This window comes from Thermosporothrix hazakensis, assembly GCF_003253565.1.
GTDB classification, from domain to species: Bacteria; Chloroflexota; Ktedonobacteria; order Ktedonobacterales; family Ktedonobacteraceae; genus Thermosporothrix; species Thermosporothrix hazakensis.
In genome coordinates, this window is sequence record NZ_QKUF01000007.1 from 77,085 (window position 1) to 100,185 (window position 23,101).

Annotated in this window: 18 protein-coding genes; 10 read left to right on the forward strand and 8 right to left on the reverse strand. The window is 52.1% G+C overall.

Annotation, left to right across the window (positions count from 1 at the left end; genetic code table 11):
- The first annotated feature begins 179 nt into the window (after nucleotides 1–179).
- Nucleotides 180–1,757, forward strand: a complete 1,578-nt coding sequence (locus tag EI42_RS12280; protein ID WP_111322296.1) for a hypothetical protein — start codon at nucleotides 180–182, stop codon at nucleotides 1,755–1,757.
- A 29-nt stretch (nucleotides 1,758–1,786) separates the two neighbouring features.
- Here EI42_RS12280 and EI42_RS12285 read toward each other — a convergent pair whose 3' ends face one another.
- The 5 genes from EI42_RS12285 to EI42_RS12305 all read right to left on the reverse strand — a co-directional run bounded on the left by EI42_RS12285 (nucleotide 1,787) and on the right by EI42_RS12305 (nucleotide 6,424).
- Nucleotides 1,787–2,110: a chaperone modulator CbpM gene (locus EI42_RS12285; RefSeq protein ID WP_211326138.1), complete on the reverse strand. Its 324-nt coding sequence runs from the start codon at nucleotides 2,108–2,110 to the stop codon at nucleotides 1,787–1,789.
- Between the two features lie 52 nt (nucleotides 2,111–2,162).
- Nucleotides 2,163–3,119 carry a DnaJ C-terminal domain-containing protein gene (locus EI42_RS12290; RefSeq protein WP_111322298.1) on the reverse strand — a complete coding sequence of 319 codons (957 nt, stop codon included), beginning with the start codon at nucleotides 3,117–3,119 and terminating at the stop codon, nucleotides 2,163–2,165.
- Between the two features lie 155 nt (nucleotides 3,120–3,274).
- Nucleotides 3,275–5,188 carry a molecular chaperone DnaK gene (gene dnaK / locus EI42_RS12295; protein ID WP_111322300.1) on the reverse strand — a complete coding sequence of 638 codons (1,914 nt, stop codon included), beginning with the start codon at nucleotides 5,186–5,188 and terminating at the stop codon, nucleotides 3,275–3,277.
- A 68-nt stretch (nucleotides 5,189–5,256) separates the two neighbouring features.
- Entirely contained in the window at nucleotides 5,257–5,838 is a 582-nt protein-coding gene (locus tag EI42_RS12300) for a nucleotide exchange factor GrpE (protein ID WP_111322302.1), read from the reverse strand.
- Nucleotides 5,839–5,869: 31 nt separating this feature from the next.
- Nucleotides 5,870–6,424: an HdeD family acid-resistance protein gene (locus EI42_RS12305; RefSeq protein ID WP_211326139.1), complete on the reverse strand. Its 555-nt coding sequence runs from the start codon at nucleotides 6,422–6,424 to the stop codon at nucleotides 5,870–5,872.
- A gap of 701 nt (nucleotides 6,425–7,125) precedes the next feature.
- Here EI42_RS12305 and EI42_RS12310 point away from each other — a divergent pair.
- Nucleotides 7,126–7,731: a hypothetical protein gene (locus EI42_RS12310; RefSeq protein WP_137686232.1), complete on the forward strand. Its 606-nt coding sequence runs from the start codon at nucleotides 7,126–7,128 to the stop codon at nucleotides 7,729–7,731.
- A 73-nt stretch (nucleotides 7,732–7,804) separates the two neighbouring features.
- Here EI42_RS12310 and cobA read toward each other — a convergent pair whose 3' ends face one another.
- Nucleotides 7,805–8,677: a uroporphyrinogen-III C-methyltransferase gene (gene cobA / locus EI42_RS12315; protein WP_211326140.1), complete on the reverse strand. Its 873-nt coding sequence runs from the start codon at nucleotides 8,675–8,677 to the stop codon at nucleotides 7,805–7,807.
- A 178-nt stretch (nucleotides 8,678–8,855) separates the two neighbouring features.
- Nucleotides 8,856–9,851: an SDR family oxidoreductase gene (locus EI42_RS12320; protein ID WP_111322306.1), complete on the reverse strand. Its 996-nt coding sequence runs from the start codon at nucleotides 9,849–9,851 to the stop codon at nucleotides 8,856–8,858.
- A gap of 225 nt (nucleotides 9,852–10,076) precedes the next feature.
- Between EI42_RS12320 and EI42_RS12325 the strand changes: the two genes are divergently transcribed.
- Genes EI42_RS12325 through EI42_RS12335 form a run of 3 tightly spaced genes read left to right on the forward strand, consistent with a single transcriptional unit; the run spans nucleotide 10,077 to nucleotide 13,216 of the window.
- Nucleotides 10,077–11,063, forward strand: coding sequence for a TIGR03557 family F420-dependent LLM class oxidoreductase (locus EI42_RS12325; protein ID WP_111322308.1), 987 nt, complete (start codon nucleotides 10,077–10,079; stop codon nucleotides 11,061–11,063).
- A 16-nt stretch (nucleotides 11,064–11,079) separates the two neighbouring features.
- Nucleotides 11,080–12,009, forward strand: a complete 930-nt coding sequence (locus tag EI42_RS12330; protein WP_170142572.1) for a PfkB family carbohydrate kinase — start codon at nucleotides 11,080–11,082, stop codon at nucleotides 12,007–12,009.
- Between the two features lie 31 nt (nucleotides 12,010–12,040).
- Nucleotides 12,041–13,216, forward strand: coding sequence for an erythromycin esterase family protein (locus tag EI42_RS12335; RefSeq protein ID WP_211326141.1), 1,176 nt, complete (start codon nucleotides 12,041–12,043; stop codon nucleotides 13,214–13,216).
- Nucleotides 13,217–13,414: 198 nt separating this feature from the next.
- Here EI42_RS12335 and EI42_RS12340 read toward each other — a convergent pair whose 3' ends face one another.
- Entirely contained in the window at nucleotides 13,415–13,915 is a 501-nt protein-coding gene (locus tag EI42_RS12340; protein WP_211326142.1) for an NUDIX hydrolase, read from the reverse strand.
- A gap of 800 nt (nucleotides 13,916–14,715) precedes the next feature.
- Here EI42_RS12340 and EI42_RS33225 point away from each other — a divergent pair.
- The 5 genes from EI42_RS33225 (at nucleotide 14,716) to carB (ending at nucleotide 23,101) form a co-directional block, all read left to right on the forward strand.
- Nucleotides 14,716–15,456 (forward strand): FKBP-type peptidyl-prolyl cis-trans isomerase, encoded by a 741-nt coding sequence (locus EI42_RS33225; RefSeq protein ID WP_211326143.1) that lies wholly within the window; start codon nucleotides 14,716–14,718, stop codon nucleotides 15,454–15,456.
- Between the two features lie 387 nt (nucleotides 15,457–15,843).
- Nucleotides 15,844–17,229 (forward strand): solute carrier family 23 protein, encoded by a 1,386-nt coding sequence (locus tag EI42_RS12350; RefSeq protein WP_111322655.1) that lies wholly within the window; start codon nucleotides 15,844–15,846, stop codon nucleotides 17,227–17,229.
- 506 nt (nucleotides 17,230–17,735) lie between these two features.
- Complete coding sequence (pyrB, locus tag EI42_RS12355; protein WP_111322314.1) at nucleotides 17,736–18,725, forward strand: aspartate carbamoyltransferase; 990 nt, start codon at nucleotides 17,736–17,738, stop codon at nucleotides 18,723–18,725.
- A gap of 34 nt (nucleotides 18,726–18,759) precedes the next feature.
- A complete protein-coding gene (gene carA, locus EI42_RS12360) occupies nucleotides 18,760–19,890 on the forward strand; it encodes a glutamine-hydrolyzing carbamoyl-phosphate synthase small subunit (RefSeq protein WP_170142593.1) in 1,131 nt (376 codons plus the stop codon).
- 7 nt (nucleotides 19,891–19,897) lie between these two features.
- Nucleotides 19,898–23,101 (forward strand): carbamoyl-phosphate synthase (glutamine-hydrolyzing) large subunit, encoded by a 3,204-nt coding sequence (gene carB / locus EI42_RS12365; protein ID WP_111322318.1) that lies wholly within the window; start codon nucleotides 19,898–19,900, stop codon nucleotides 23,099–23,101.

Sequence of the window (23,101 nt, forward strand, 5' to 3'; positions counted from 1 at the left end):
TTTATGGGAATTTCGTGAGAATGGTTGTGCTTACATCAAGGGGGAACTTATAATAGAAGAGGTAGACCTTATAATAGAAAACGAATAATGAGGATTGATGCCAGAGGGGGATATATTGGCATTGTGGAAAGTGGGGCCGGGTGAACCCCTGTGACATTGTCAAAACTCAGGAGGGAACCATGCAAAATGGGGATGAAGATGTAGTGCTGGCAAAAGGTGAGCCAGAGAAGCCCGAGACACAAGCTACCACACCAGCCCGGCCTGATACTCTTGCGGATGACTTCACGGTAGCAAAAGTGCAGACAACTCCCTCACCTGTTGAACAGACAGAAAACCCGCAGTCTGCTATGTCATTTGAGCCAACATGGGTAGAGTCATTCTCTGGACCCTCACCAGAGGAGAGAGCTTTTACAACTCCCCCGGTTGTGTCTCCATATGCTACGCCGCCTGTGACACCAGGAGTTATCCCGTCAGATGCTTTGACGCCTCCACCTGTGACACCATACCCCGGGGCCTCTACGCCCCCGCCTTTTGGTCCGAGTGCTGCACAGCGAGTTATCGCGCCCGATAACTGGCAGCCAAAGAAGCCGCGTAGGAAACTGGGCCGCAAGTTTGTCATTATCAGCAGTTGTCTGGTGGTGCTTGTGCTATGTGCTGCCGTCTGGGCCGTTCTGCTTTTTGTGCCTGCTGGTAGCATGACGGTTGAGGTTCACTCGGCGGGACAGCCGTTGAAAGAGTCGGTTATAGTTAACGTGGTTGCGGAGCAGTCTGCCAGCCCTGCCGGTGTATCTGATGCGAAGGGACACAAGCTCGTTTTTACCACCCGGGAGATGGTGAAGACGGTTCCCGTCAAGGGCATGAAACACCAGATTGCGCAGAGCGCGACCGGGAAGTTGGTGTTTACTAATATCAGTGGCACAGAACCAGAAGCGACCTTTAAACGGGTACAGCATAATGGCCTGGACATTCTGACTCAGGCGTTCAGGTTTGTGCAGGGGGAAACAGTGACTGTAGAGGCGGTCGTGATGCAGCCGGGATCGGCAGGCAATATTCCGGCGCATGCTCTGGATGGTCCATTTATTTTTACAAGCTCTAAAACCACAGGAGGGATCATGTTCGATATGTCCAATCCTGATCCCTTTACCGGTGGCGCTGATGAGCGCGACTATCAGGCGGTCCAGCAGAGCGATATTGACGGAGTCGTTAAAGCGTACAGGGACAAGTTGGTTGCGGAAGGTCAGGAGGGTGTCAAGAAGCTGGTTGGTCCAGAGGAAAAGGTGGCACTGAACGGAGATGAGGGCATTATCTGTATCGATAAAGCGACTGCCAATCATAAGATCGATGATGAGGCCACCGAAGTCACAGTTCGCGTCAAAGAAGAGTGCTCGGTTCTGGCATATAAACAGGAGGATTTACAGAAGGCCGCACTGGAAAAGCTGAAAGAGAAAGGGCATAGCAAGCCAGGGACAGAGCTCGGACCGCTCAATGTGAAGTTCGGTGACGTGAAACTGGTCTCTGCATTGAAAGACGTTGCAATGGTCGAGATCGCGGCAGAGGGAAAATGGATCTTCCAGCCTTCAGAGAGTAAGAAAGAGCAGCTCACCAGGCTGCTTGCTGGAAAACGACAGGATGAGGCGAAGCCGCTACTGTTAAAAGAGGCAGGTGTGACGGGAGTCGACTTCAAGCCTGATAGTCTCGGTGGATTGGCACTTCCAGCCGATCCGAAGCATATCACGATCAAAGTGACGACCCCATAACAAGAGGAAGCGTGAGAGGGGACGGAAGTTCATCTCTCACGCCTCTGATAGTGTTCCAGCTCATTTTGCAAGGCCTCTAACTGGTTCCGGAGGTGCAAGATAATCTCAATTCCCTCTAAATTGACGCCAAGGTCGTTATAGAGGCGGCGCACTCGACGCAGAAGTGTCAGGTCCTCGGTGTTGAAGCGAGCCTGTTCCTCAACGATATCGTGACACCCGATGAACCCATCCTCGCACAGTGAACGAATCAGTTGTGGGTCAAGACGTGATATCTGGATCGTTTCCTCTTCGCTATAAAATCTGGTCTGTGAGCTATTGTAGAGCATAATACGATGAGTGCGCGTGTCACTCATAACGACCTCCTTTCACTGTACCCGGCTTTGGGCTCAGGCTAGAACAACGTTGCTAGGATTGCTGGTCAAGGGACCGGGCAAATGCCTCAAAGAGCTTGCGCTGCTCAGGTGTAAGCTGTGTTGGTAGCGTTACGCGAACCTCTGCATAGAGGTCACCACGTTGATCTGTCTTACCGGGTTGTGGCATACCCTGACCACGCAGCCGGAAGGAGCGTCCATTATTTGTCCCCTCAGGAATGCGCAGCAACAAGCGGCGTCCATCGGGTGTCGGCACCTGTATTTCGCCACCTAGCATAGCAACCGTTAGCGGCACATCAATTGTGGTACGTAAGGTGGTCCCTTCGCGAGTGAAGCGCGGATCGGGCTCAATATGCACGCGCAGATAGAGGTCTCCTCGTCCCTGAGTTCCAGCGATTCCCTGCCCGGCAACGCGAATACGTGATCCCTCCTGAACGCCCGCAGGAATCTTCACCTGTAGACGCCTGGTTGTGCCATCGGCCTCGGTCAGTTCCAGCGTGCGCGTGACACCCTGATAGGCTTCTGCCAGCGTCACTTCTATATCTGACTCAACGTCACGCCCACGTGTCTGCTGACGTCGGCTACCGGTTGCGAAGCCGCTTCCTGTAGGTGAGCCAGAGAAGAAGAACGTATTAAAGAAATCAGAGAAGGGTGATTGACCGCCAAAGAGATCGGAGAGATCTTCTTCCGTCATCGTGTGATACTGGTATGGGCCGCCACTCTGGAAGCCACCGGTTCCTGCGCCGGGCCATGAGCCGTAGCGCTGATAGTAGCTGCTCATCTCATCATATTTTTTGCGCTTTTCCGGATCAGAAAGAACTTCATATGCCTCATTAACTTCTTTAAACTTCTCTTCTGCCTCTTTGTTCCCCGGATTAATATCCGGGTGGTATTGGCGAGCCAGCTTACGAAATGCCTTGCGAATCTCTTGCTGATCCGCTCCTTTACTTACACCCAGTATTTTGTAATAGTCCTTATAATCTACAGCCATATAGTGTTCTCCTGAGAAAAAAGAAAGCTCAAATGGGTAACAGGAAATAGGAAAACAGAGCACAAAAGGTGGCTGTGAAGAAGTCCACTTTGCCGATAGCAGAAAGCGCTACCGGCAAAGTAACTTCTGATAGAGACGCTTGTTCTTTTAAACCTTTAGACCTCGCGGTATTCCCCTTCAATTGTGTCATCACCTCGTCCCGAAGAGGGGCCCTGCTGACCGGGGTTCTGTGGGCCAGCACCAGCGCCAGCGGTTGCGCCTGCTCCGGCTTGACCATAGACTTCCTGACCGATGCGCTGAACGGTGCTTTCAAGCTCGCTCATCGTTGCGCGAATGCGAGCCATATCGCTGCCTTTCAGCGCTTCGCGGACATCCTTTATTTTCTCCTCAACCTGACTGCGCAGATCGGTGGAGACTTTATCGCCCAGATCTTTCAGGGTTCGTTCTGCTTGATAGGCAAGGCTATCGGCCTGGTTGCGTACCTCAATCTCTTCTCTGCGCTGCTTATCTTCCTGCGCATGCTGTTCGGCTTCGCGTACGAGGCGGTTGACCTCTTCTTTCGAGAGGCCGCTGTTGGCTGTAATGGTGATCTTCTGTTCGCGCCCGGTTGCTTTGTCGCGAGCAGAGACGTTCAGAATACCGTTCGCATCGATATCGAATGTGACCTCAATCTGCGGGATGCCACGCGGAGCCGGGGCAATACCCTCCAGATGGAAGCGCCCAAGACTGGTATTATCACGTGCCAGTTCGCGTTCACCTTGTAGCACGTGAATTTCGACGGCTGGCTGATTGTCTGCTGCGGTCGTAAAGGTTTCGCTCTTGCGGGTCGGAATGGTGGTATTGCGCTCAATCAGTTTCGTCATCACACCACCGAGCGTCTCGACTCCAAGCGAGAGCGGAGTGACATCGAGCAACAGCACGTCGCGTACTTCGCCTTGCAGCACACCGGCCTGAATGGCTGCGCCAATCGCGACTACTTCATCCGGGTTCACGCCTTTATGCGGCTCTTTGCCAAAGATGTTGCGTACCATATTGATGACGGCGGGCATGCGGGTCTGTCCACCGACAAGCACTACCTCATTGACCTGATTGGCACTGATATCGGCATCGCGCAGCGCTTTCATCACTGGTTCACGTGTTCGCTCGATCAGATCATTAGTGAGCTGTTCCAGCTTGGCTCGGGTTAGCGTCGTCACCAGATGTTTGGGACCGCTAGCGTCAGCCGAAATGAACGGTAAGTTGATCTCGGTCTGTGTCACAGATGAAAGCTCGATTTTCGCGCGTTCGGCAGCCTCTTTGAGTCGCTGTAGGGCCATGCGGTCCTGACGCAGATCAATGCCCTGCTCTTTGCGGAACTCATCGGCCAGCCAGTCAATGATGCGTTGGTCAAAGTCATCACCGCCGAGGTGGGTATCACCGTTCGTGCTTTTCACCTCAAAGACGCCTTCACCAAGCTGAAGGATTGAGATGTCAAAAGTGCCACCGCCCAGATCATAGACGGCGATAATCTCATCTTTCTTCTTTTCCAGGCCATACGCCAGAGATGCAGCGGTTGGCTCGTTGATGATACGTAGCACTTCCAGACCAGCGATAGTGCCTGCATCTTTTGTTGCCTGACGCTGTGCATCGTTAAAGTAGGCTGGGACGGTTATTACTGCCTGGGTGATGCGTTCGCCGAGCTTGTTTTCCGCGTCAGTTTTTAGCTTTTGCAGGATCATCGCCGAAATTTCAGGGGGACTGTATTCGCGCCCTCCCATAACGACACGAGCGTCACCGTTTGCGGCCTGTGTGATTTTATACGGAGAGCTCTTCAGGGAGCGTTGAACCTCAGGATCATCGAAGCGACGGCCCATCAGCCGTTTCACCGAAAAAATGGTGTTCTCTGGATTGGTGACGGCCTGTCGTTTGGCAACCTGACCAACGAGGCGCTCACCACTTTTGGTTACAGCGACAACAGAGGGTGTGAGACGAGAGCCTTCGCTATTTTCGAGGACTGTTGGTTCACCTGCCTCAATGACCGCAACTGCGGAGTTCGTTGTACCAAGATCTATACCAAGCACCTTAGCCATACTCGTCTGATACCTCCTTTAACACGTTGCTCTGCTTCCATTCTTATTAAACACAGTTAACGCCAAAATTATTCGCTCCGTTGCTCTGCGGTTGATGCTGTGCCTGCGACGACAACCTGTGCCGGTCTGATTACCCGATCTTTGAGCATGTAACCGGGGCGAACAACATGGACAATGGTTCCTTCCTCGATATCGGATCGAGCCTCGGTCGAGATTGCCTCATGCCAGAGCGGGTTGAATGGTTCGCCCGGCGTACCTATCTGCTTCAGTCCGATTTGCTGTAAGCTGATAGTGAACTGGCGCGCGACAAGGCCGATTCCCTGGACCCAGGCATTCTTTGAGATCTCAGCGGGGGGCGAGGAGAGCGCCCTGCCCAGATCATCCAGTGCAGGCAAAAGCTGTGAAATCAGGTTAGCCTGCGCTGTCAACATCAGCTCGCTTTGTTCCTGATTGACCCTCCGCTTGTAGTTTATAAAGTCTGCCTGGGTTCGCTGAAGCAGAGACAGGTACTCGGAGGCTTTTTGTTGGGCTTCAGCGAGTTCTTGTTCTACTGCTTCAATCTGGTTCTGCTCTATATCAGCATTTGATGATTTTTCTTCTTTTTTCTTTTCTTCGTTCTCCTGTGCTGAATGATGCTGATCATGTGGCATAATAGTTCTCTACCTCTTTCAACGCAATGGATCAGTAGGAAAGGACGCTACGGCGCTGGAAGGCGCGCACAAGTAAAAGGATGCCGAACAGAATCGCATATATGCCGATCATCCAGGCTATTGCAAGCAGGGATGCCACAGGCCGCGCAAAAAGCAGGACTCCTAGGAGAATAGAGAGCACCCCTGTCAGAAGCAGAAGCCATTCTCCTGTAATAGCCCGACTGAGTTCAATCGCGGCAATGATCTCAAGGATGCCGGTAACAATTGCCCAACCACCAACGAGGGTGAGCAGGACAATAAACGAGATTCCCGGCCAGATAAATGTGAGAATGCCAAAAATGATGCCCGCGATCCCTTCTATCAGGACGATCCACCAGTGGCGGAAGTAGGATCGGGCCTGAAAGGACGAGGTAACTGCGAAAATGCCGTCGACCAGGGCGTAGGCTGCAAAAAGGTAGACGAGAACAAACAGGGCCATCCCGGGCCAGACAATGGCAAGAATGCCGAAAAGTATGGCTATGATCCCTCGTAAGGCAACCCACCACCGCTCTTGGCGATTCGTCCTATAGATGCTACCTGGATTCAATTTTTTCTCCTCCTTTTCATTATACTGATCTTAGAGAGGATAGAAGCGCTTTTCTTCGTTGCTTGCATGGCTTGCACGGGATGAAAGGCGCTCCCTCGTGTTTGTATTCATACAAATATGCTCTTGCCTGCGAATAGATGGGGAGGAACCGAGTAAATACTATCAAGATGACTTAGCAGCACTCTGGCTGCATAACCCTTTTGGAACACGCGGGAGAGGGCCGCTTTGTGACAGCGCTATGGTGCGTGGAAGCCCTTTCGCGCTTGTCTGCCTCTCTGCTATAGTACTTCATGGTAGAGGCTTTACAGAATGGGGCAGATAAGGCATAGTTATGCTATGCTAATGCAGATAGAAGTGTATATATCTGTAGGAAGAACAATTGCGGGTTTGTCAGGAACCTCTGTCTGAATGTGGGGACGGGTGAAGAGCAGGCCTGGACCTGACCTGTCTCAGCTAACACTCTGTAGGAGTGATCCCAGCTCCAGCCGGGTGAATACAAGAGGAACGTCGGGACATTTGCCAGCTCTGACCACTGCGGTACACTATAAAGCAACACTACGGAGTAAAAGCCTGTACGGCAAACAAAGCCACTCCGTATCTGTGAGGTACCTGGTATCCGTGTGAGTGGAGGTCTGAGGATCCTCCCCACAACTCAAAGTCAGGGGCTTTCAGAGGCGATTTGTCTGATGAAAAAAGAAGATATGAACACAATAAAAAGGTCTGAAAAGACACGATATATTACGAGCAGCTTCGTCCTTCTTTTATTTCTGTTAAGCATCGGGCTGGTTGCCTGTGGTCCTGATGCGAATAGTTTACCTGCGAATAGCAATCCGGTACCAACAATTACAATCGATGTCTCGAAAAGTCAGAAGGATATTCCTAACAGTCCTATGAATAACTTACAGTGTGGTGCCTGGGTGACTGATGCAACACCTCCTTATCTTAACGGACAGGCCAGGTTTGGCGCGAATGGACGCTTTGTTCAGTTGGTGAACGGCAACCCTCAAGGTGTCGCTGGCGCAACGGTTACCGCTACGATTACCTGGGGCGATTATATGCAGGAGACACAGACGAAGACGACCAATGCTGATGGCTTTGTTGTCTTTGAGCTCTCAACGGCCAATCATTTTAACGCCATTGGCAAAAACAGCCTGATCACCATGAACTTTAATAAGGATGGATTGGGTCAGTGCAAAGTCGGAGATGATCGACCGGCTTTCTTTACACTGACAAACCCCACCCCGACGCAACAGCCGTCAAAGACGCCAACCTGTACCCCGGGAAAGAAAAACTGTAATAAACACTAGGTAGTTTTCAAAAGAAGAAGACCTCGTAGATTCGCTCTACGGGGTTTTCTTATTGATAAATATCGATAGAGACTCAGGACGGGGTATCGGCGTCTGCACTGAACCAGCGAAGATGCTGTGCCAAATCAACTACATGGCCAACAACAATCAGGGCAGGGGGCCGTACCTGCGCGGCTTTGACCCGTTCCACAATGGTATTCAGTGTGCCGGTCACTGCGTGTTGTTCTGGTAGCGTGCCCCACTGAATGACAGCGATCGGTGTATCTCCTGGACGACCATGTTGTGTCAGTTCATCCACAATAAAAGCAAGATTTCCCAGACCCATCAGAATAATGAGTGTGGTATTTAAACGGGCAAGCGTGGACCAGTCCAGATATGAGTTATCAGGGTGTGTGCCTGTGTGACCGGTAACGACAGTAAAGGATGCCGCATAACCTCTATGCGTGACTGGAATGCCCGCGTAGGCCGGAACGGCAACCGCAGAGGTCACACCAGGTACCACTTGCCAGGGAATACCATGTTGTGCGAGATAGAGGGCCTCTTCTCCCCCGCGCCCAAAGACAAAAGGATCTCCCCCTTTCAGCCGTACGACGATCTTTTGTGAGCGGGCATACTGAACAAGTAGGCGGTTGATTTCCTGTTGCGGCAGTGCATGGCTTCCGGCTGATTTGCCCACATAGAGCTTTTCTGCATCAGGGGGAACAACCGAGAGTAGAACCGGGTTGGCCAGATAGTCGTAGAGCACCACATCTGCCTGGCGCAAGATATTGAGCCCCTTGACTGTAATCAGGTCTGGATCACCGGGCCCGGCTCCAATCAGATAGACGGTTCCAGGCGTTGCCTCACTGGCAAATGGAAATACAGCATTATTGTGCATCTTGCTGGCCTCGTTTCCATAGATTTCAGGTGTCAATAGATTATATTCGAGCAGAGGCGCAAGAGGCAATGAAGTGCTCCCGCTTTATTCATGCTTGACAGGGTGCCTACACAATCTATTTTATATGGAGTACATCTATTTAGAGAGATATCTATGGATGAGGATATACGTAAGAAAACAGAGCGGATCCTTTAAGGTGCAGGAGGAAAAGAGCGGAAAGGACTGCTCTTTTGTCCTGCGATCCATTTCAGGCACTTTTGAGAAAGATTTTTCCCAGGCCGAGCAGACCCATGAAGGCCCCCATTGCAAGCAGAAGCGATGTGCGATGGCTGGTGAGCCAGAACTGGATGCTTGAGGAGCGTGATCGGTCGTCGAACTGCCCATGTGCCCCATGATCGGGGGGAACCGGGTGCCAGAGATTGTCAGGCCGGTTTGGATCTGCCGGTTCTGACGTTTGCTGCGATGCATAGCCGGTCTTTGCCAGATAGCGATCACCCAGGCCAGGAAAGAATTTGTTTCCCTGAATGGCGATGGTCGTTGAGAGTCCAACATACCACTCGCGTCGATAGTGATGGGCGGCATGATAAATCGCTTCGGCGGCGACTTCCGGCTGATAGATGGGGGGAACGGGCTGTGCCTGACGCGGGAGGCGGCTTTTCACCCAGGAGAACTGTGGAGTATTGAGCGCTGGCATCTGTACCATCGTAATGCGTACCTTACTCTTATCGTGAAACAGCTCGCTCCGTACGGATTCGGTAAAACCCTGGATCGCGTGCTTGGCACCGCAATACGCTGATTGTAGGGGGATTGCGCGATAGGCCAGCGCTGAGCCTACCTGGACAATCATTCCATGATCTCGGGGAAGCATCCGTTTGAGGGCTGCCATTGTCCCATAGACGTAGCCAAGATAGGTGACCTCAGTGACGCGGCGGTACTCATCGGGCTGCATCTCTTTAAACGGAGAAAAAACCGAGGTCATTGCATCGTTGATCCAGATATCGATAGGGCCAAAAGTCTGCTCTGTTTTTTTCGCCGCCTCTTCGACCTCTTCGGGCTTGGATACATCAGTCGGGATGGCAAGGGCCTGACCCCCCAGTTCCTCTACTTCGCGGCGGGCATCTTCCAATCCATCTTCTCCGCGGGCCAACAACGCAATTGCTGCACCATGACGTGCAAATGTGCGAGCGGTGGCCCGTCCTACCCCTGCTGAAGCACCTGTAATAACAACAACTTCACGTGCCATGATCTCTCCTTCTCTTTTCTGCTGAGATAGTAAAGGAGTTCCCTTCGCTGTAATGGTGATGTAAAAGAGACACGAACAATCAGGAGACGAATGTGACAGCGAGCATGGCGCGAGCGCAATAAACCTTTTTTGTATAGGGGACGTGTACCTTGTGTGGGATGCGGGGAAGGGGTGATGTAGAGACGGATCATAGAGAGTTTGCAGCGTTAGAGAGGAGCAAGATACATGGTCTCGATTGGCTGGAAATGCGGAATAGAACAGTATCCCCCTGCTGAATTGCTTGATTACGCAGTGACAGCCGAGGAAGCAGGCTTTGATATTGTGGAAGCAAGTGACCACTTTCATCCCTGGAGTGAGAAGGGACAGGCGTCATTTTGCTGGACCCTGCTTGGAGCCGTGGCGGCCAGGACAAAACGAATCTTGCTCGGAACGGGTGTCACCTGTCCCACCCTGCGTTATCATCCTGCTATTATCGCGCAAGCAACGGCAACGTTGGATAACCTGGCTCCCGGGCGCGTCTTTCTGGGAGTAGGGACCGGTGAGGCATTGAACGAGTATCCTGTGATGGCGTACTGGCCGGGCTATACTGAGCGCCGCGAGCGGTTACAAGAAGCGATTGAACTCATGCGTGAGTTATGGACCGGCGAAACAGTTTCTTTCGATGGAGAATACTATCAGACGCGAAAGGCTAAATTGTATACGCCTCCAACACAGCAGATCCCGATTTATGTTTCGGCTATGGTTCCCGGGAGCGCTGAGTTTGCCGGAAAGTATGGGGATGGTCTGTTTACCGTAGGAGGCAAGCCAATAGAGCTCTATAAAGAGATCATCAAGAACTTTGAAGAGGGAGCGCGAGAGGTTGGGAAAGATCCGGCGGAACTTCCTAAAATTATTGAGCTAAATGTGCAATATACGCAGGATACAGATGCCGCTATTCAGGGACAGCTTCAATACTGGGCTGGCTCTTATATCCCGGCTCTTTTTAATCAAAAGATCTATACCCCGGCGATGTCAGAAGAAAATGGGCAGGTCGTAGGTGCGGACACAATCAAGCAGACAAATTGCATTTCAGCGGACCCGGAGGAACATGCGAAATTTGTCAAACAGTACACGGACATTGGATTCGATCATGTGATTGTGCATTCTGCCGGTCCTGATCAAAAGGCCTTTGTGAACGAATACGGCAGGGATGTTATCCCGAGGCTGCACTAAGCAAGGAGTGTTCGTTATGGCAGATCCGGAAATTGTGGTTGTCGGGGGAGCCTATACCGATTGTATGGTGCGGGGCTCCCGGCTCCCGGCGCAAGGGGAGACGGTGGTAGGGAGAACAATGCTGGAACTGCCCGGGGGCAAGGGCGCAAATCAGGCTGTTGCCGCTGCCCGTCTGGGCGGCAATGTCGCATTTATTGGCAAGATCGGGAACGATCCACGTGGGGATGCGATTGCAGAAGCATTTCTCCGTGAGGGTGTCGATATTCGGTATCTCTGGCGGAGTTCGCAAGAACCGACCGGTATGTGTCTGGTGATGGAAGATGAGCGAGATAAGCGGCTTATGATGCTTGGTCTGGCTGCCGCTCATGCATTGACGATCGCTGATGTGAGGAATGCTGCGTCTTTGATCCGCTCGGCAAAGATTGTTATGGTTCAGCTTGAAGTATCGGTTGAAGTCGTTGCTGAGGTGATGCAACTTGGCTGGTCAGCAGGCGCAAAGATCTTTTTTGATCCATCTCCTCCGCTGATCTTTCCTGATGGGTTGTTGCGGCTGGTCGAGGTGATGAAGCCGGATGCTCTGGAAGCACGCGCCATTACGGGCTGCAAGGTAACAGATCAGCAGACAGCCCGGGAGGCAGCTCAGAAACTGCTGACAAAAGGCGTGAAGCTAGTCGCAATCGAAGCCGGAAATAAAGGCAACCTACTTGTATGGAAGCATGGAGAGCATTGGCTACCTCGTCTCCCGGTTCAGATATGCGATAGAATCGGGGCCGGGGATGCATTTGCTGGTGCGCTTGCGGTCGCCTTTGCCGAAGGGCAGGGCATGATTGAAGCCGGAAACTTTGCCAGTACTGCGGCAGCGCTGACAACAACCAGGATAGGTGCACGAACGGCCCTGCCTACTCGTCGCGACGTTGAGGAAATGATGGTGCAGGCGTTTCGTTGATCGGTACTGCGCTGTAAAGAGGGTGCGTCTTATGACTGAGGTGGAACGGGAGAAACTGGCAAAAGTGCTCAGGGAAGAGGCTCATCTGCTCACAGGTAAAACAGAAAACTATGATGCGCTGCTCGATATGATTGGTGATGCCCACTTTGTGCTGCTGGGTGAGGCAACGCATGGAACTCAGGAGTTTTATCGGGCGCGAGCCAATATCACAAAACGGCTGATTACTGAGAAGGGCTTTTGTGGCGTTGCGGTTGAGGCAGACTGGCCCGACGCCTATCGCGTGAATCGCTATATCCGAGGAGAGAAGCGGGATCCATCGGGACAGGTGGCATTGGGTGGCTTCCAGCGCTTTCCTACCTGGATGTGGCGCAATACTGAGGTGCTCGACTTTGTTGAATGGCTGCATCAGTATAACAGGGACAAGCAGCGACCGGTCGGCTTTTATGGTCTGGACCTGTATAGCCTGTATTCCTCAATCGAAGCGGTTATTGAATATCTCGAAAAGGTTGACCCTCAGGCGGCGCAGCGAGCCCGCCAGCGCTATAGCTGTTTCGAGCATTTTGGCGAAGATGCACAGGCGTATGGTCATGCTGCCAGTTCTCAGCTCTCGGCTTCGTGCGAGTCCGAAGTAGTGAAGCAGTTGACTGAGTTACAGCAACAAAAGGCACACCTGCTTCAGAAAGATGGCAAGCTGGCGGGAGATGAGCTCTTTTATGCTCAGCAGAACGCGCGTCTGGTCAAAAATGCTGAAGAATACTATCGCGCTATGTTTCATGGGAAGGTCTCTTTCTGGAACTTGCGTGATCATCATATGGCCGAGACACTTGACGCGCTTGCCTCGCATCTGAAGTATAACGGTGAAATGCCAAAGCTGGTTGTCTGGGAACATAACTCGCATATTGGCGATGCACGAGCAACCTCCGTTGCGGAGGCTGGTGAACTCAATGTGGGACAGCTTGTCCGGCAGAAGTACGAGCGTGATGCCGTGTTGATAGGGTTCAGCACTTTTACCGGAACGGTAACCGCTGCCACTGATTGGGGGGGTCAGCACGAGCAAAAGAACGTGCGTCCCGGTCTTGCTAACAGCTACGAAGAGCTGCTGCACTATGCCGGGAAGGTGACAGGAGAGCCGAACTACTATCTGATTCTCCGTGATAATGGGACAGTGGAACAGGTATTGACTGGACCCTGTCTACAACGGAGGTAATCTACCTGCCTCGGACTGAACGAATCGGCCACTACTTTTACGCCAGTTTGCCGTTACAGTTTGATGCCATTCATATTGATGAAACACATGCGGTGGAGCCATTGGACAAGACGGAAGTATGGGTGAACGGCGAGGTTCCGGAGACCTATCCTTCCAGCGTCTGAGCTTTCGATCTTTCCCCGGTGTCGTGATGGCGACTTACGACACCAGGGGAAGGGTAGAAGACTCTCCGCCTGCCTCTTTTCGCGCTGTCCGATAGCGAATGTAGTCAGTAAGCAGCACCTGCGCATGGGGATCGAGCAACGGGCGCAATTCATGCTCATCCATCCAGCAGGGCTGTCCCTCAACATTGTTGCGTAATGTCCCGTTTACGATTCTGCCTGCGAATACAAAGCTGATATTGCTTATCGTTGTCCAGCTTGTTGCCGTTTTGGTATAAAAGTTGACCAGCCCGGTGGTCTGGATCTCAAGCCCAGTCTCTTCGCGCCCCTCGCGCTCGGCTGCCTGGGGCGGCGTTTCCTTCCACTTCATAAAGCCGCCAGGAAATACCACGCGATTGCCGGGAAGTTTGACGACCAGATAGCGGTTTTTTTCTTCCACGATAACGCAGGCGCTCCCGAAGGGCGGGAGATTTCCTCCCATCAGCTTATTGAGGAGGTTGAAACAGATAGCGGCAACTCTTTTAAGGTAATCGTACATGACCGACATGATTTGATCCTGACTTTCTTTTGTGTGCTTGATCCGCTTTTCTCTGAATCAGCGTATAGATGGCGATGTTCTTGCTGTAATACTACCAGTTTTCTGTCTCTAATAGTTGTATGTTTTGTCGCAGTTTTGTCGCAATGCAGGCGCGATCTTCAACTATGCCTGTGCTTGAAAGGGGTCGCTCTCAGGACACCATTCATGATACAATAGCAGGCACCTGACAACATGGATCTCAATGCATCTGAGCCGACAAGCAAGAACATGCAACAGAGGAGAAAGAGTAGGATAATTGGCTCCTATGTAAGAAAAACAGGGCAGGGTACGTATTTTTCTGTAGATGTTGTATGGTCCAGTTGCATCATCCGGTTTCCTCGGCATATGGCTAGAACCTGTTTTCCCGAATCCCTTGCTGCAGGTTGTCTCTCATGACAAAGCATAGAAAAGGCTTTATAATATCCGGGAGGCAGGGCGGGGATCTACTCTGACATACTGAGTTCAACAGGTGCGAATGCCTATTTTGCGAGTGCTGAGGGAATTATGCGTGTTTCCTGAAAGGTTTCAGGTACACTACCGGTTTGAGATGTGAGTCTCGTGTGTTTGGTGTGAAGGGTGAGCTGTATTTTCTCTTTATTCAGGCTCTAGACGGACTTATCTTTCAGGAGAAGAGAGGATCTTTCAGGCAGTTCCCGTATCTGTATACAAAGCAGAGGCCAGAGTGAACAGCGGTTTTTCTGATGGAGGAACCTCATCTTGCACTCATTCTGAATCGAAGGACTGGAGGAGATTATATTTGTATGTCTCAGACAATGAAGAACAATAATGCTTCTGATAAACGGGGCCGTCCTGGACAGCGCCAACAAGAGCGAATGATGCGCCGTGAGCGCCGTCGCCGTCGTATCCGAAACTGGACGATCTCCATTCTGGCTGTTGTGCTGGTTCTGGCTGGTGTCACCGCGATTCTTTTGTATCAGCGTCAGGTGGCCGAGCAGGAGGCGGCAGCGAATCGGATCAAAGATCAGCACGCGACCGCGACCGCGAACGTTGAGGCGACCGCAACCAATGTAGCGGCAACCGCAGCGGCAAACGCTGAAGCGACGATGATCGCGCAGGGTATGCAGACAGTGACTTCTGGTTCCCCCACTCCTTCGGCTGGACCTGCAACCCCGCCGCCCACGAATTTGACACCGGTAAAGACGCAGAGCGGTTTGCAGTATATTGATCTCAAAGTTGGCTCCGGGCCCGAAGCAAAAGCAGGCAGTACCGTCTATGTACAGTATACTGGCTGGTTACAGAGCGACGGCAAGAAGTTCGACAGTAGCTATGATCGCGGCGGGCAGGCGTTTAAGCTAGAAAATCTGGGCAATGCACAGGTGATCAAGGGCTGGAATGAAGGGCTTCAGGGAATGAAGGTCGGTGGCACGCGCCGCCTGATTATCCCGGCGGATCTGGGGTATGGCCCGAACGGTGATAGTACCGGAACCATTCCACCCAACGCGACACTGATCTTTGATGTCACGCTGGTTGCTGTCAAATAAACTGGCAGAGGAACAACGGCTTCGAGTCACAATTTGAGCTCGGAGCCTTTTCTTTTGGTGTGGCGAGTCGATTTAGAAAAAAAGAGTGAGGGGGCTTGACGAGTCGGAAGGAAATGTGTATACTTTCGTCAATTTGTGTATGCCTAGCAATTGTGTAGCGGAAAGGGTCTCTCCTGATGACAGTACGAATCTATCAGTTCTGTAGCGCTCATTGGCGGCGTTGGAGGTGGAGACTTTTTTCCTGGTATGATATTTTTTTCTTGCGGTTTTCCCCATCCCTCTTTTAGTGGATGTGGGAATTTTTTTTGTGTGTTTGTATTTCTGGATTTGTTGCAGATGCCCGTACAACAAGCAAGTGTGAGGTGAAATAATCCAATGGCGAAACAGATGACAGAGTCAGAGCGGCGTTCATATTTTCCGCGCTGGCGCTTGAAAAAAGAGGGTGTTGTGGCCCCGGACGAGAGACTACCGTGGGGACAGAACATCATGTTAGGAATCCAGCATGTCCTGGCAATGTTTGGATCGACGGTTGTCGCTCCTATCTTAATGGGCTTTGATCCCAATACCGCTATCTTCTTCTCCGGTATCGGAACCCTGATTTTCTTCCTTCTGGTTGGTGGGCGTGTGCCAAGCTACCTGGGGTCGAGCTTTGCCTTTATCGCGGTAGTCAACGTTGCAACACACTATATGGGCTCAGGCCCCAACCCGAATATTGGCGTAGCTCTGGGTGGTATTATCGTGACCGGAGCGATCTATGCGCTGGTTGGTCTGGTCGTCATGTTGCTTGGCTATAAATGGATTGATTTCTTGATGCCTCCTGTCGTGACTGGAGCGGTTGTGACTGCTATTGGTCTGAACCTGGCATCTTCGGCGATCTCTCAGGCCAGCAGCTCGGCATTTGATGGCTGGATTGCGGCGATCACTGTGCTGGCCGTCGCTGTTGTGGCGGTTTTCCTGCCAGGCTGGCTACGGCGTCTTCCAATCTTGATCGGTGGTATCATTGGCTATATTGCCTACGTAATCGGCAGTCTGATGGGCCTGGGACCCCAGATTGACTTCTCGAAGGTGGAACAGGCGGCCTGGATTGGCTTACCTCACTTTACGGCCCCATCCTTCTCGCCGAACGCGATTAGCCTGATTGCTCCGGTCGTGTTGATCCTGGTTGTTGAAAATGCGGGGCATATTAAGGCTGTTGCGGCCATGACCGGACAGAACATTGATAAATATATGGGCCGCGCATTCCTGGGCGATGGCCTTGCGACAATGATCGCAGGTGCCGGTGGTGGTACGGGTGTCACGACCTATTCCGAGAACATTGGTGCGATGGCCTTGAGCCGCATCTATTCAACCCTGCTCTTTGTGGTTGCTGCGGTGATGGCGCTGCTGTTGAGCTTCTGCCCGAAGTTCGGCGCGTTAATCCAGACAATGCCGCAGGGCGTGTTAGGTGGTCTCTCTATCGTGCTCTTTGGTCTAATCGCCGTCTCTGGTGGTCGTATCTGGATCGAAAACAACGTGGACTTCTCAAAGAGCCGTAACCTGATGACTGCCGGTGTAACGCTGATTATTGGCTCCGGTATGGTGGGGAACGCGGGTATCACCATCGGGAGTATCTCAATGGGTGGTATCGGTGTCGCGACGATTGTAGCGATTATTCTCTATCAGGTGTTGCGTGAGCGCGACTCGCAGCCGGATGAAGCTGTTGTGGCCGACTCCGCCGTTGGGAACGAGCCGCTGCCCGAGAAGAAAGAGCCTACGTCTTCGCGCGGACGATAACAAGAACGGTGGGGAACAGGTAGGGGCTGTGCCCTGAAAAGAATACGCTCCTGTTCCCCTTGCCGAGAAAAAGTCCTGTGGCTCTTGACTTTTCTCAAAACTATGAGTTATACTCTTAACAATTTGAGATCAATTTGTGACAGTAATTTCCCAACCAGTAGATACAAAGGCTTATATCATCATGCTCTTGAACGGTGTAACACAGGTAATCCAAATGAATAATCAGGACTGGTATTGTCCTTTCCATTTTCCGGAAAATCATCAGGATGGACCGATCGTTCAAGGGAAAAGTCTTTTTTCCTCGCTCCATTATTGGGGGTGAGGAATTTTTTTTGCCTTGAGGGTTTCCCGTGAGGTGTCGATAAAGAGACAAAAGGGAAAACGAAATTATCTTTGTGTTAATCCTTAAAAAGCTGTAAGACACGAAAATGATGACCTATCAACCTGTTGTTCCCTGTTTTATAGCAATGGTGCGATAGGGACGGTTGTTACAGGAGGTTCTAAGAATGCTGAGCGTCAAGCAAGCACGGCAGGATATTCTGCCAATTCACGGAAGTTTCGCGGGGAAGGATGTCGTCTCACTCGATCAGTTTGAGGCTCGGGATCTGCAAAAAATTTTTGCCCTGGTTCCCGAAATGAGGCGAATTGTTGAGCAAAGTAGGCCCTCGGATATTCTGGCGGGCCGGATTGTCTCCCTGCTCTTCTTCGAACCTTCCAGCCGCACCTTCGGATCATTCGCTACAGCAGTGAAGCGCCTGGGTGGACAAACGCTGGAAGTTCAGAACCCGGAAGCAGTCTCCTCCGTGAATAAAGGAGAAACGTTTGAGGACACGATTCGCGTCTTCGAGGCCTACTCAAATGCGATAGTGCTGCGTCATCCTCAGCCGGGAGCTGCACGTCAGGCGGCCCGGGTCGCCCAATTTGTGCCGGTAATCAACGCCGGTGATGGTAATAACGAGCATCCGACTCAGACCATCCTTGATCTCTATACCCTCTATGAGAAGTTTGGGCGTTTGGATAACCTCAATGGGTTGCTGGCTGGCGATCTCCTCAACAGTCGTACTTTGCATTCCCTTATTCGCGGGTTGTCCCTGTTCCCGAACAACACGGTGTATCTACTATCGCCTGAGAAGCTGCGTCTTTCCCGAGAGGACTATGCTGTCTTGCAATCACGCAATATCAGAATGATAGAGATTTTCAGCGAGAAGGATATTCCCGGAGACTGTCACTTCTGGTACTGGACACGCATTCAGAGGGAGCGTTTCGCATCGTTGGAAGAATATGACCAGGTGGTAACAAAGTCATTTATTGTAACGCCTGCGATGATGGAACGTTACGCAAATAAAGACATGATTCTGATGGACCCCCTTCCACGGGTCGGAACAATTGATCCTGCCGTGGATAGTGATGAGCGAGCCGTGTATTTGCGCTCACAAATTCGTAACGGCTTATACGCCCGCATGGCGCTACTAGCTCTCATTCTGGGACAAGCATAAAGGAAAGGATCAGTGTACGGCGATGCACAATACTATGGAGGACACTTTGCTACAGGATGTTTCTAAGAGTCTAGCTGAGCAGAAGAAGCAGTTGCCCAGAAAGGGCGCGCTGGTGCTGGAAGATGGAACACGGTTTGAGGGGATCTCATTCGGACACCCTGAATCGATTGCAGGTGAAGTGGTGTTTTGCACTGGTATGGTCGGGTATCCCGAGGCCATGACGGATGCCTCTTATACCGGGCAGATCCTGACAATGACGTATCCCATTATGGGAAACTATGGCGTGCCAGAACCTTCTCTCTGGGAGGATGAGCGGATCCGGGTCTCCGGTCTGATTGTCTCGAACTATATTGATACGCCCTCTCACGCACAGAGCACGATGAGCCTGGGTACATGGTTACAGCGCGAAGGCATCCCGGGCCTGGAAATCAAAGATACGCGCCGCCTCACACAGCATATTCGTGAACATGGAACAATGCTCGGTAAAATTCTCATCAATGATGAAGATGTTCCATTCTATGACCCCAACAGTGAAAATTTAGTGGCGCGCGTTTCTACAAAAGAAGTAATGAAAGCCGGTTCCGGTGATACAACAATTGTGCTGATTGATTGCGGCGCGAAACGCAACATTGAGCGAAGCCTGCTCAAGCGCAATGTCCAGGTGGTTACAGTGCCCTGGGACTTCGATTTCCTCGACCCTGCCAATCGCTTTGACTTTGATGGCATCCTGGTCTCGAATGGTCCTGGAGATCCGAAATACGCTGATAAGACGATCAGGATTCTTCAGAAGGCGCTGGCAAGCAAGATCCCGACAATGGGTATCTGCCTGGGACATCAGTTGCTTGCGCTGGCGGCTGGCGGGGATACCTATAAGCTCAAGTTCGGGCATCGCAGTCAGAATCAGCCCTGCATTGAAAGCAATACAAAGCGCTGCTATATCACGACACAGAATCACGGGTTTGCCGTTGGCACCATTCCCGAGGGCTTCACTGCCTGGTTTACCAATGCAAATGATGGTAGCAATGAGGGGCTGAAACATGAGGAACTGCCGTTCCTGTCCGTGCAGTTCCATCCCGAAGCAACTCCGGGTCCCGAGGATGCAGAATGGCTGTTCGACCACTTCCTGAAGGTGGTAAGAGAAGAAAAGAGCAAGAAGGGGGCATAGGCCGAAGGTGAAAACGAATCTACGCAAGGTGTTGGTACTGGGGGCAGGAGCCCTGAAAATTGGTCAGGCGGGCGAGTTCGACTACTCTGGCTCTCAGGCGCTAAAAGCATTACAAGAAGAAGGCATTTCCACTGTTCTTATCAATCCTAATATCGCCACGATTCAGACATCAAAAGAGCTGGCCGACGAAGTGTACTTCCTGCCAGTGACGCCGTTCTTTGTTGAGAAGGTGATTGAGAAGGAGCGTCCAGACGGTATTCTGCTCTCCTTCGGTGGACAGACGGCTCTCAACTGTGGCATCGCCCTGCATAAGTCGGGCGTCCTGGAAAAGTACGGCGTCCGTATTCTGGGTACTCCGATCTCGGCGATTATCCTGACTGAGGATCGAGAAGAGTTTGCAACGCACCTGCGTAATATCCATATTCCGACCCCACAGAGCCGTACGGCTGAAACCCTTGAGGAAGCCCGGACGATCGCGAGTGAACTGGGCTACCCGCTGATGGTTCGCGCTGGCTATGCGCTTGGCGGCCAGGGATCGGGTATCGCTGCAAACGAAGAAGAGCTGACGAAGATTGTCAATGGCGCCCTGGCCTTTGCTCCACAGGTGCTGATCGAACAATATCTGCACCATTATAAAGAGGTAGAGTATGAGGTGGTGCGTGATGCCTACGACAACTGTATCACCGTCTGTAACATGGAGAACATGGACCCTCTGGGCATCCATACCGGTGAGTCGATTGTTGTCGCACCCAGTCAGACACTGACGAACTATGAATACCATATGTTGCGTACCGCTGCGATCACCATTGTGCGGAGTCTGGGTATTGTCGGTGAATGTAATGTGCAGTACGCGCTTGATCCAAAGACCTCCCGCTACTATGTGATTGAGGTGAATGCCCGTCTCTCGCGCAGTTCGGCGCTTGCCAGTAAAGCGACCGGTTATCCGCTGGCCTATGTGGCGGCAAAGCTTGCGCTTGGCTATAGCCTGACCGACCTCACCAATCGCGTAACGGGTGTCACACAGGCCTGCTTTGAACCAAGCCTGGATTACATTGTTGTGAAGATCCCGCGTTGGGACCTGGATAAATTCAAGGACGCGGATCAAACCATTGGCACCGGCATGAAGTCAGTCGGTGAGGTAATGGGCATCGGTCGTACCTTTGAAGAGGCCTATCAAAAGGCGATCCGCATGCTGGATCTCGATTTTGAGGGGGCGACCTCGGAGAAGGTCTTCAGAGGACACGAGCGAGACGCCGATGTGCTCGCGAAGTTTTTGTACACGCCAACACCCAAGCGTATGTTCGCGCTGCCTCTGGCGATGCGCAACCAATATTCGATTGAGCAGATCTATGACATCACGGGTATCGATCCCTGGTTCTTGCAGCGTATCCGGACCATCTTGCAGGCTGAGATAGAGCTACAGGAGACTAAGGATCTCTCGGCGGAGCGGCTGCGGAAGCTCAAACAACTGGGTATCTCCGATAAGCGGATTGGCGAGCTGACCGGCAAAACCGGGCTGGAAGTGCGGGCACTCCGAAAACAATACAATATTGTCCCGGCGATTCTACAGATCGATACGCTGGCCGGCGAGTTCCCATCCGAGACGAACTATCTCTATACCACCTATAACGCCGACCATACCGATATTCAGCCGCTCAACAAGGAGGGCGTGGTGATTGTTGGTTCCGGTCCCTACCGTATCGGGTCATCGGTTGAATTTGACTGGACAACGGTCAGCACCGTGCTGGCGTTGAAAAAGTATGGCAAGCGTTCGGTGGTGATTAACTGTAACCCGGAGACGGTCTCGACCGACTACGATACGTCCGATCGCCTCTACTTTGAAGAGCTGACCTTTGAGCGTCTTGCTGATATCTGCGATTTTGAGAACCCATACGGTGCCATCGTTTCGGTGGGTGGTCAGACGCCAAATAATCGCGTGAAATCGCTGAGTGCCTATGGTGTCCCCATTCTTGGCACCTCCGCTGAGAATATCGACCGCGCCGAAGATCGCTACAAGTTCTCGAACCTGCTGGATGTCCTGCATATTCGCCAGCCCGAATGGGCAAGCGTGACCAGCTTCGAGGATGTGCGCTGGTTCGCAGAGCGTGTCGGCTATCCGGTGCTGGTGCGCCCGTCGTATGTGCTCTCGGGAAGCGCAATGAACGTCTGTTACAATGAAGAACAGCTCAAACGCTATATTAATGAAGCGGTAGCTGTCTCGCCCGAGTATCCGGTGACGGTCTCGAAGTTCTTCCAGAAGGTCAAAGAGATCGAGTTGGATGCCGTGGCCCAGCGAGGACGAGTCAAAGCCTTCGTTATCTCTGAACATATCGAAAACGCAGGCGTGCACTCCGGTGACGCAACCATTGTCCTGCCGCCACAGACGATTAATGAAGAGACACGTGTGCGTATTGAAGAGGTCGGGCGCGCCATCGCGGAAGCGCTGGAGATCACCGGACCGTTCAATATCCAGTTTCTGGCAAAAGATAATCAGGTCTATGTGATCGAGACGAACCTGCGTGCCTCGCGAACCTTCCCCTTTATCTCGAAGGTGATGGGCGTGAACATGATCGAGCTGTTCGTGGATGCGCTTTTCAATGAAGAAATCCCTGCGGTGCGCATGCCCGCCCCGACCTTTACCGCTGTGAAGGCGCCTCAGTTCTCCTTCGCGCGCTTGAAGGGCGCCGATCCAATTCTGCGTGTTGAGATGTCATCCACGGGCGAGGTGGCCTGCTTCGGTGAAGATATCGAGGAAGCCTACCTCAAGGCTATTATCGCGACGGGTAACCATATTCCGCAGAAAGGTGTGTTTATCAGTCTCGGCGGAGAAGATAAAAAGCTTCGCTTCCTTGAGAGCGCCCGTTTGCTGGCGCAGCTTGGCCTCCCGCTCTATGCGACAGAGAACACTGCCAACTTCCTGCGCGAGCACGGTGTTGAGACGACCATGCTCTACAAGCTGCATGAACAGAAGGAGCCAAACTTCCTGACGTACTTCAGGGAAGGCAAGGTTGATCTGGCTATCAATATTGTTGATCGCAATATACTCAAGGAAGTGGACGACGATTACGCGATGCGCCGTCACGCGATTGACCATAACATTCCGCTGTTCACGAAAGTGAAGCAGGCGCGTCTGTTCGTAAAGGCGATCACCGAGAAGGATTTGCAGACCATTCCTATCAAATCCTGGAACGAGTACACAAACGCGAAGTAG

Coding starts and splice junctions, on each gene's coding strand:
- EI42_RS12280 (WP_111322296.1), top strand. CDS start 180: ATGCAAAATGGGGATGAAGATGTAGTGCTGGCAAAAGGTGAGCCAGAG.
- EI42_RS12285 (WP_211326138.1), bottom strand. CDS start 2,110: ATGAGTGACACGCGCACTCATCGTATTATGCTCTACAATAGCTCACAG.
- EI42_RS12290 (WP_111322298.1), bottom strand. CDS start 3,119: ATGGCTGTAGATTATAAGGACTATTACAAAATACTGGGTGTAAGTAAA.
- dnaK (WP_111322300.1), bottom strand. CDS start 5,188: ATGGCTAAGGTGCTTGGTATAGATCTTGGTACAACGAACTCCGCAGTT.
- EI42_RS12300 (WP_111322302.1), bottom strand. CDS start 5,838: ATGCCACATGATCAGCATCATTCAGCACAGGAGAACGAAGAAAAGAAA.
- EI42_RS12310 (WP_137686232.1), top strand. CDS start 7,126: ATGAACACAATAAAAAGGTCTGAAAAGACACGATATATTACGAGCAGC.
- EI42_RS12320 (WP_111322306.1), bottom strand. CDS start 9,851: ATGGCACGTGAAGTTGTTGTTATTACAGGTGCTTCAGCAGGGGTAGGA.
- EI42_RS12325 (WP_111322308.1), top strand. CDS start 10,077: ATGGTCTCGATTGGCTGGAAATGCGGAATAGAACAGTATCCCCCTGCT.
- EI42_RS12330 (WP_170142572.1), top strand. CDS start 11,080: ATGGCAGATCCGGAAATTGTGGTTGTCGGGGGAGCCTATACCGATTGT.
- EI42_RS12335 (WP_211326141.1), top strand. CDS start 12,041: ATGACTGAGGTGGAACGGGAGAAACTGGCAAAAGTGCTCAGGGAAGAG.
- EI42_RS12340 (WP_211326142.1), bottom strand. CDS start 13,915: ATGTACGATTACCTTAAAAGAGTTGCCGCTATCTGTTTCAACCTCCTC.
- EI42_RS33225 (WP_211326143.1), top strand. CDS start 14,716: ATGTCTCAGACAATGAAGAACAATAATGCTTCTGATAAACGGGGCCGT.
- EI42_RS12350 (WP_111322655.1), top strand. CDS start 15,844: ATGACAGAGTCAGAGCGGCGTTCATATTTTCCGCGCTGGCGCTTGAAA.
- pyrB (WP_111322314.1), top strand. CDS start 17,736: ATGCTGAGCGTCAAGCAAGCACGGCAGGATATTCTGCCAATTCACGGA.
- carA (WP_170142593.1), top strand. CDS start 18,760: ATGGAGGACACTTTGCTACAGGATGTTTCTAAGAGTCTAGCTGAGCAG.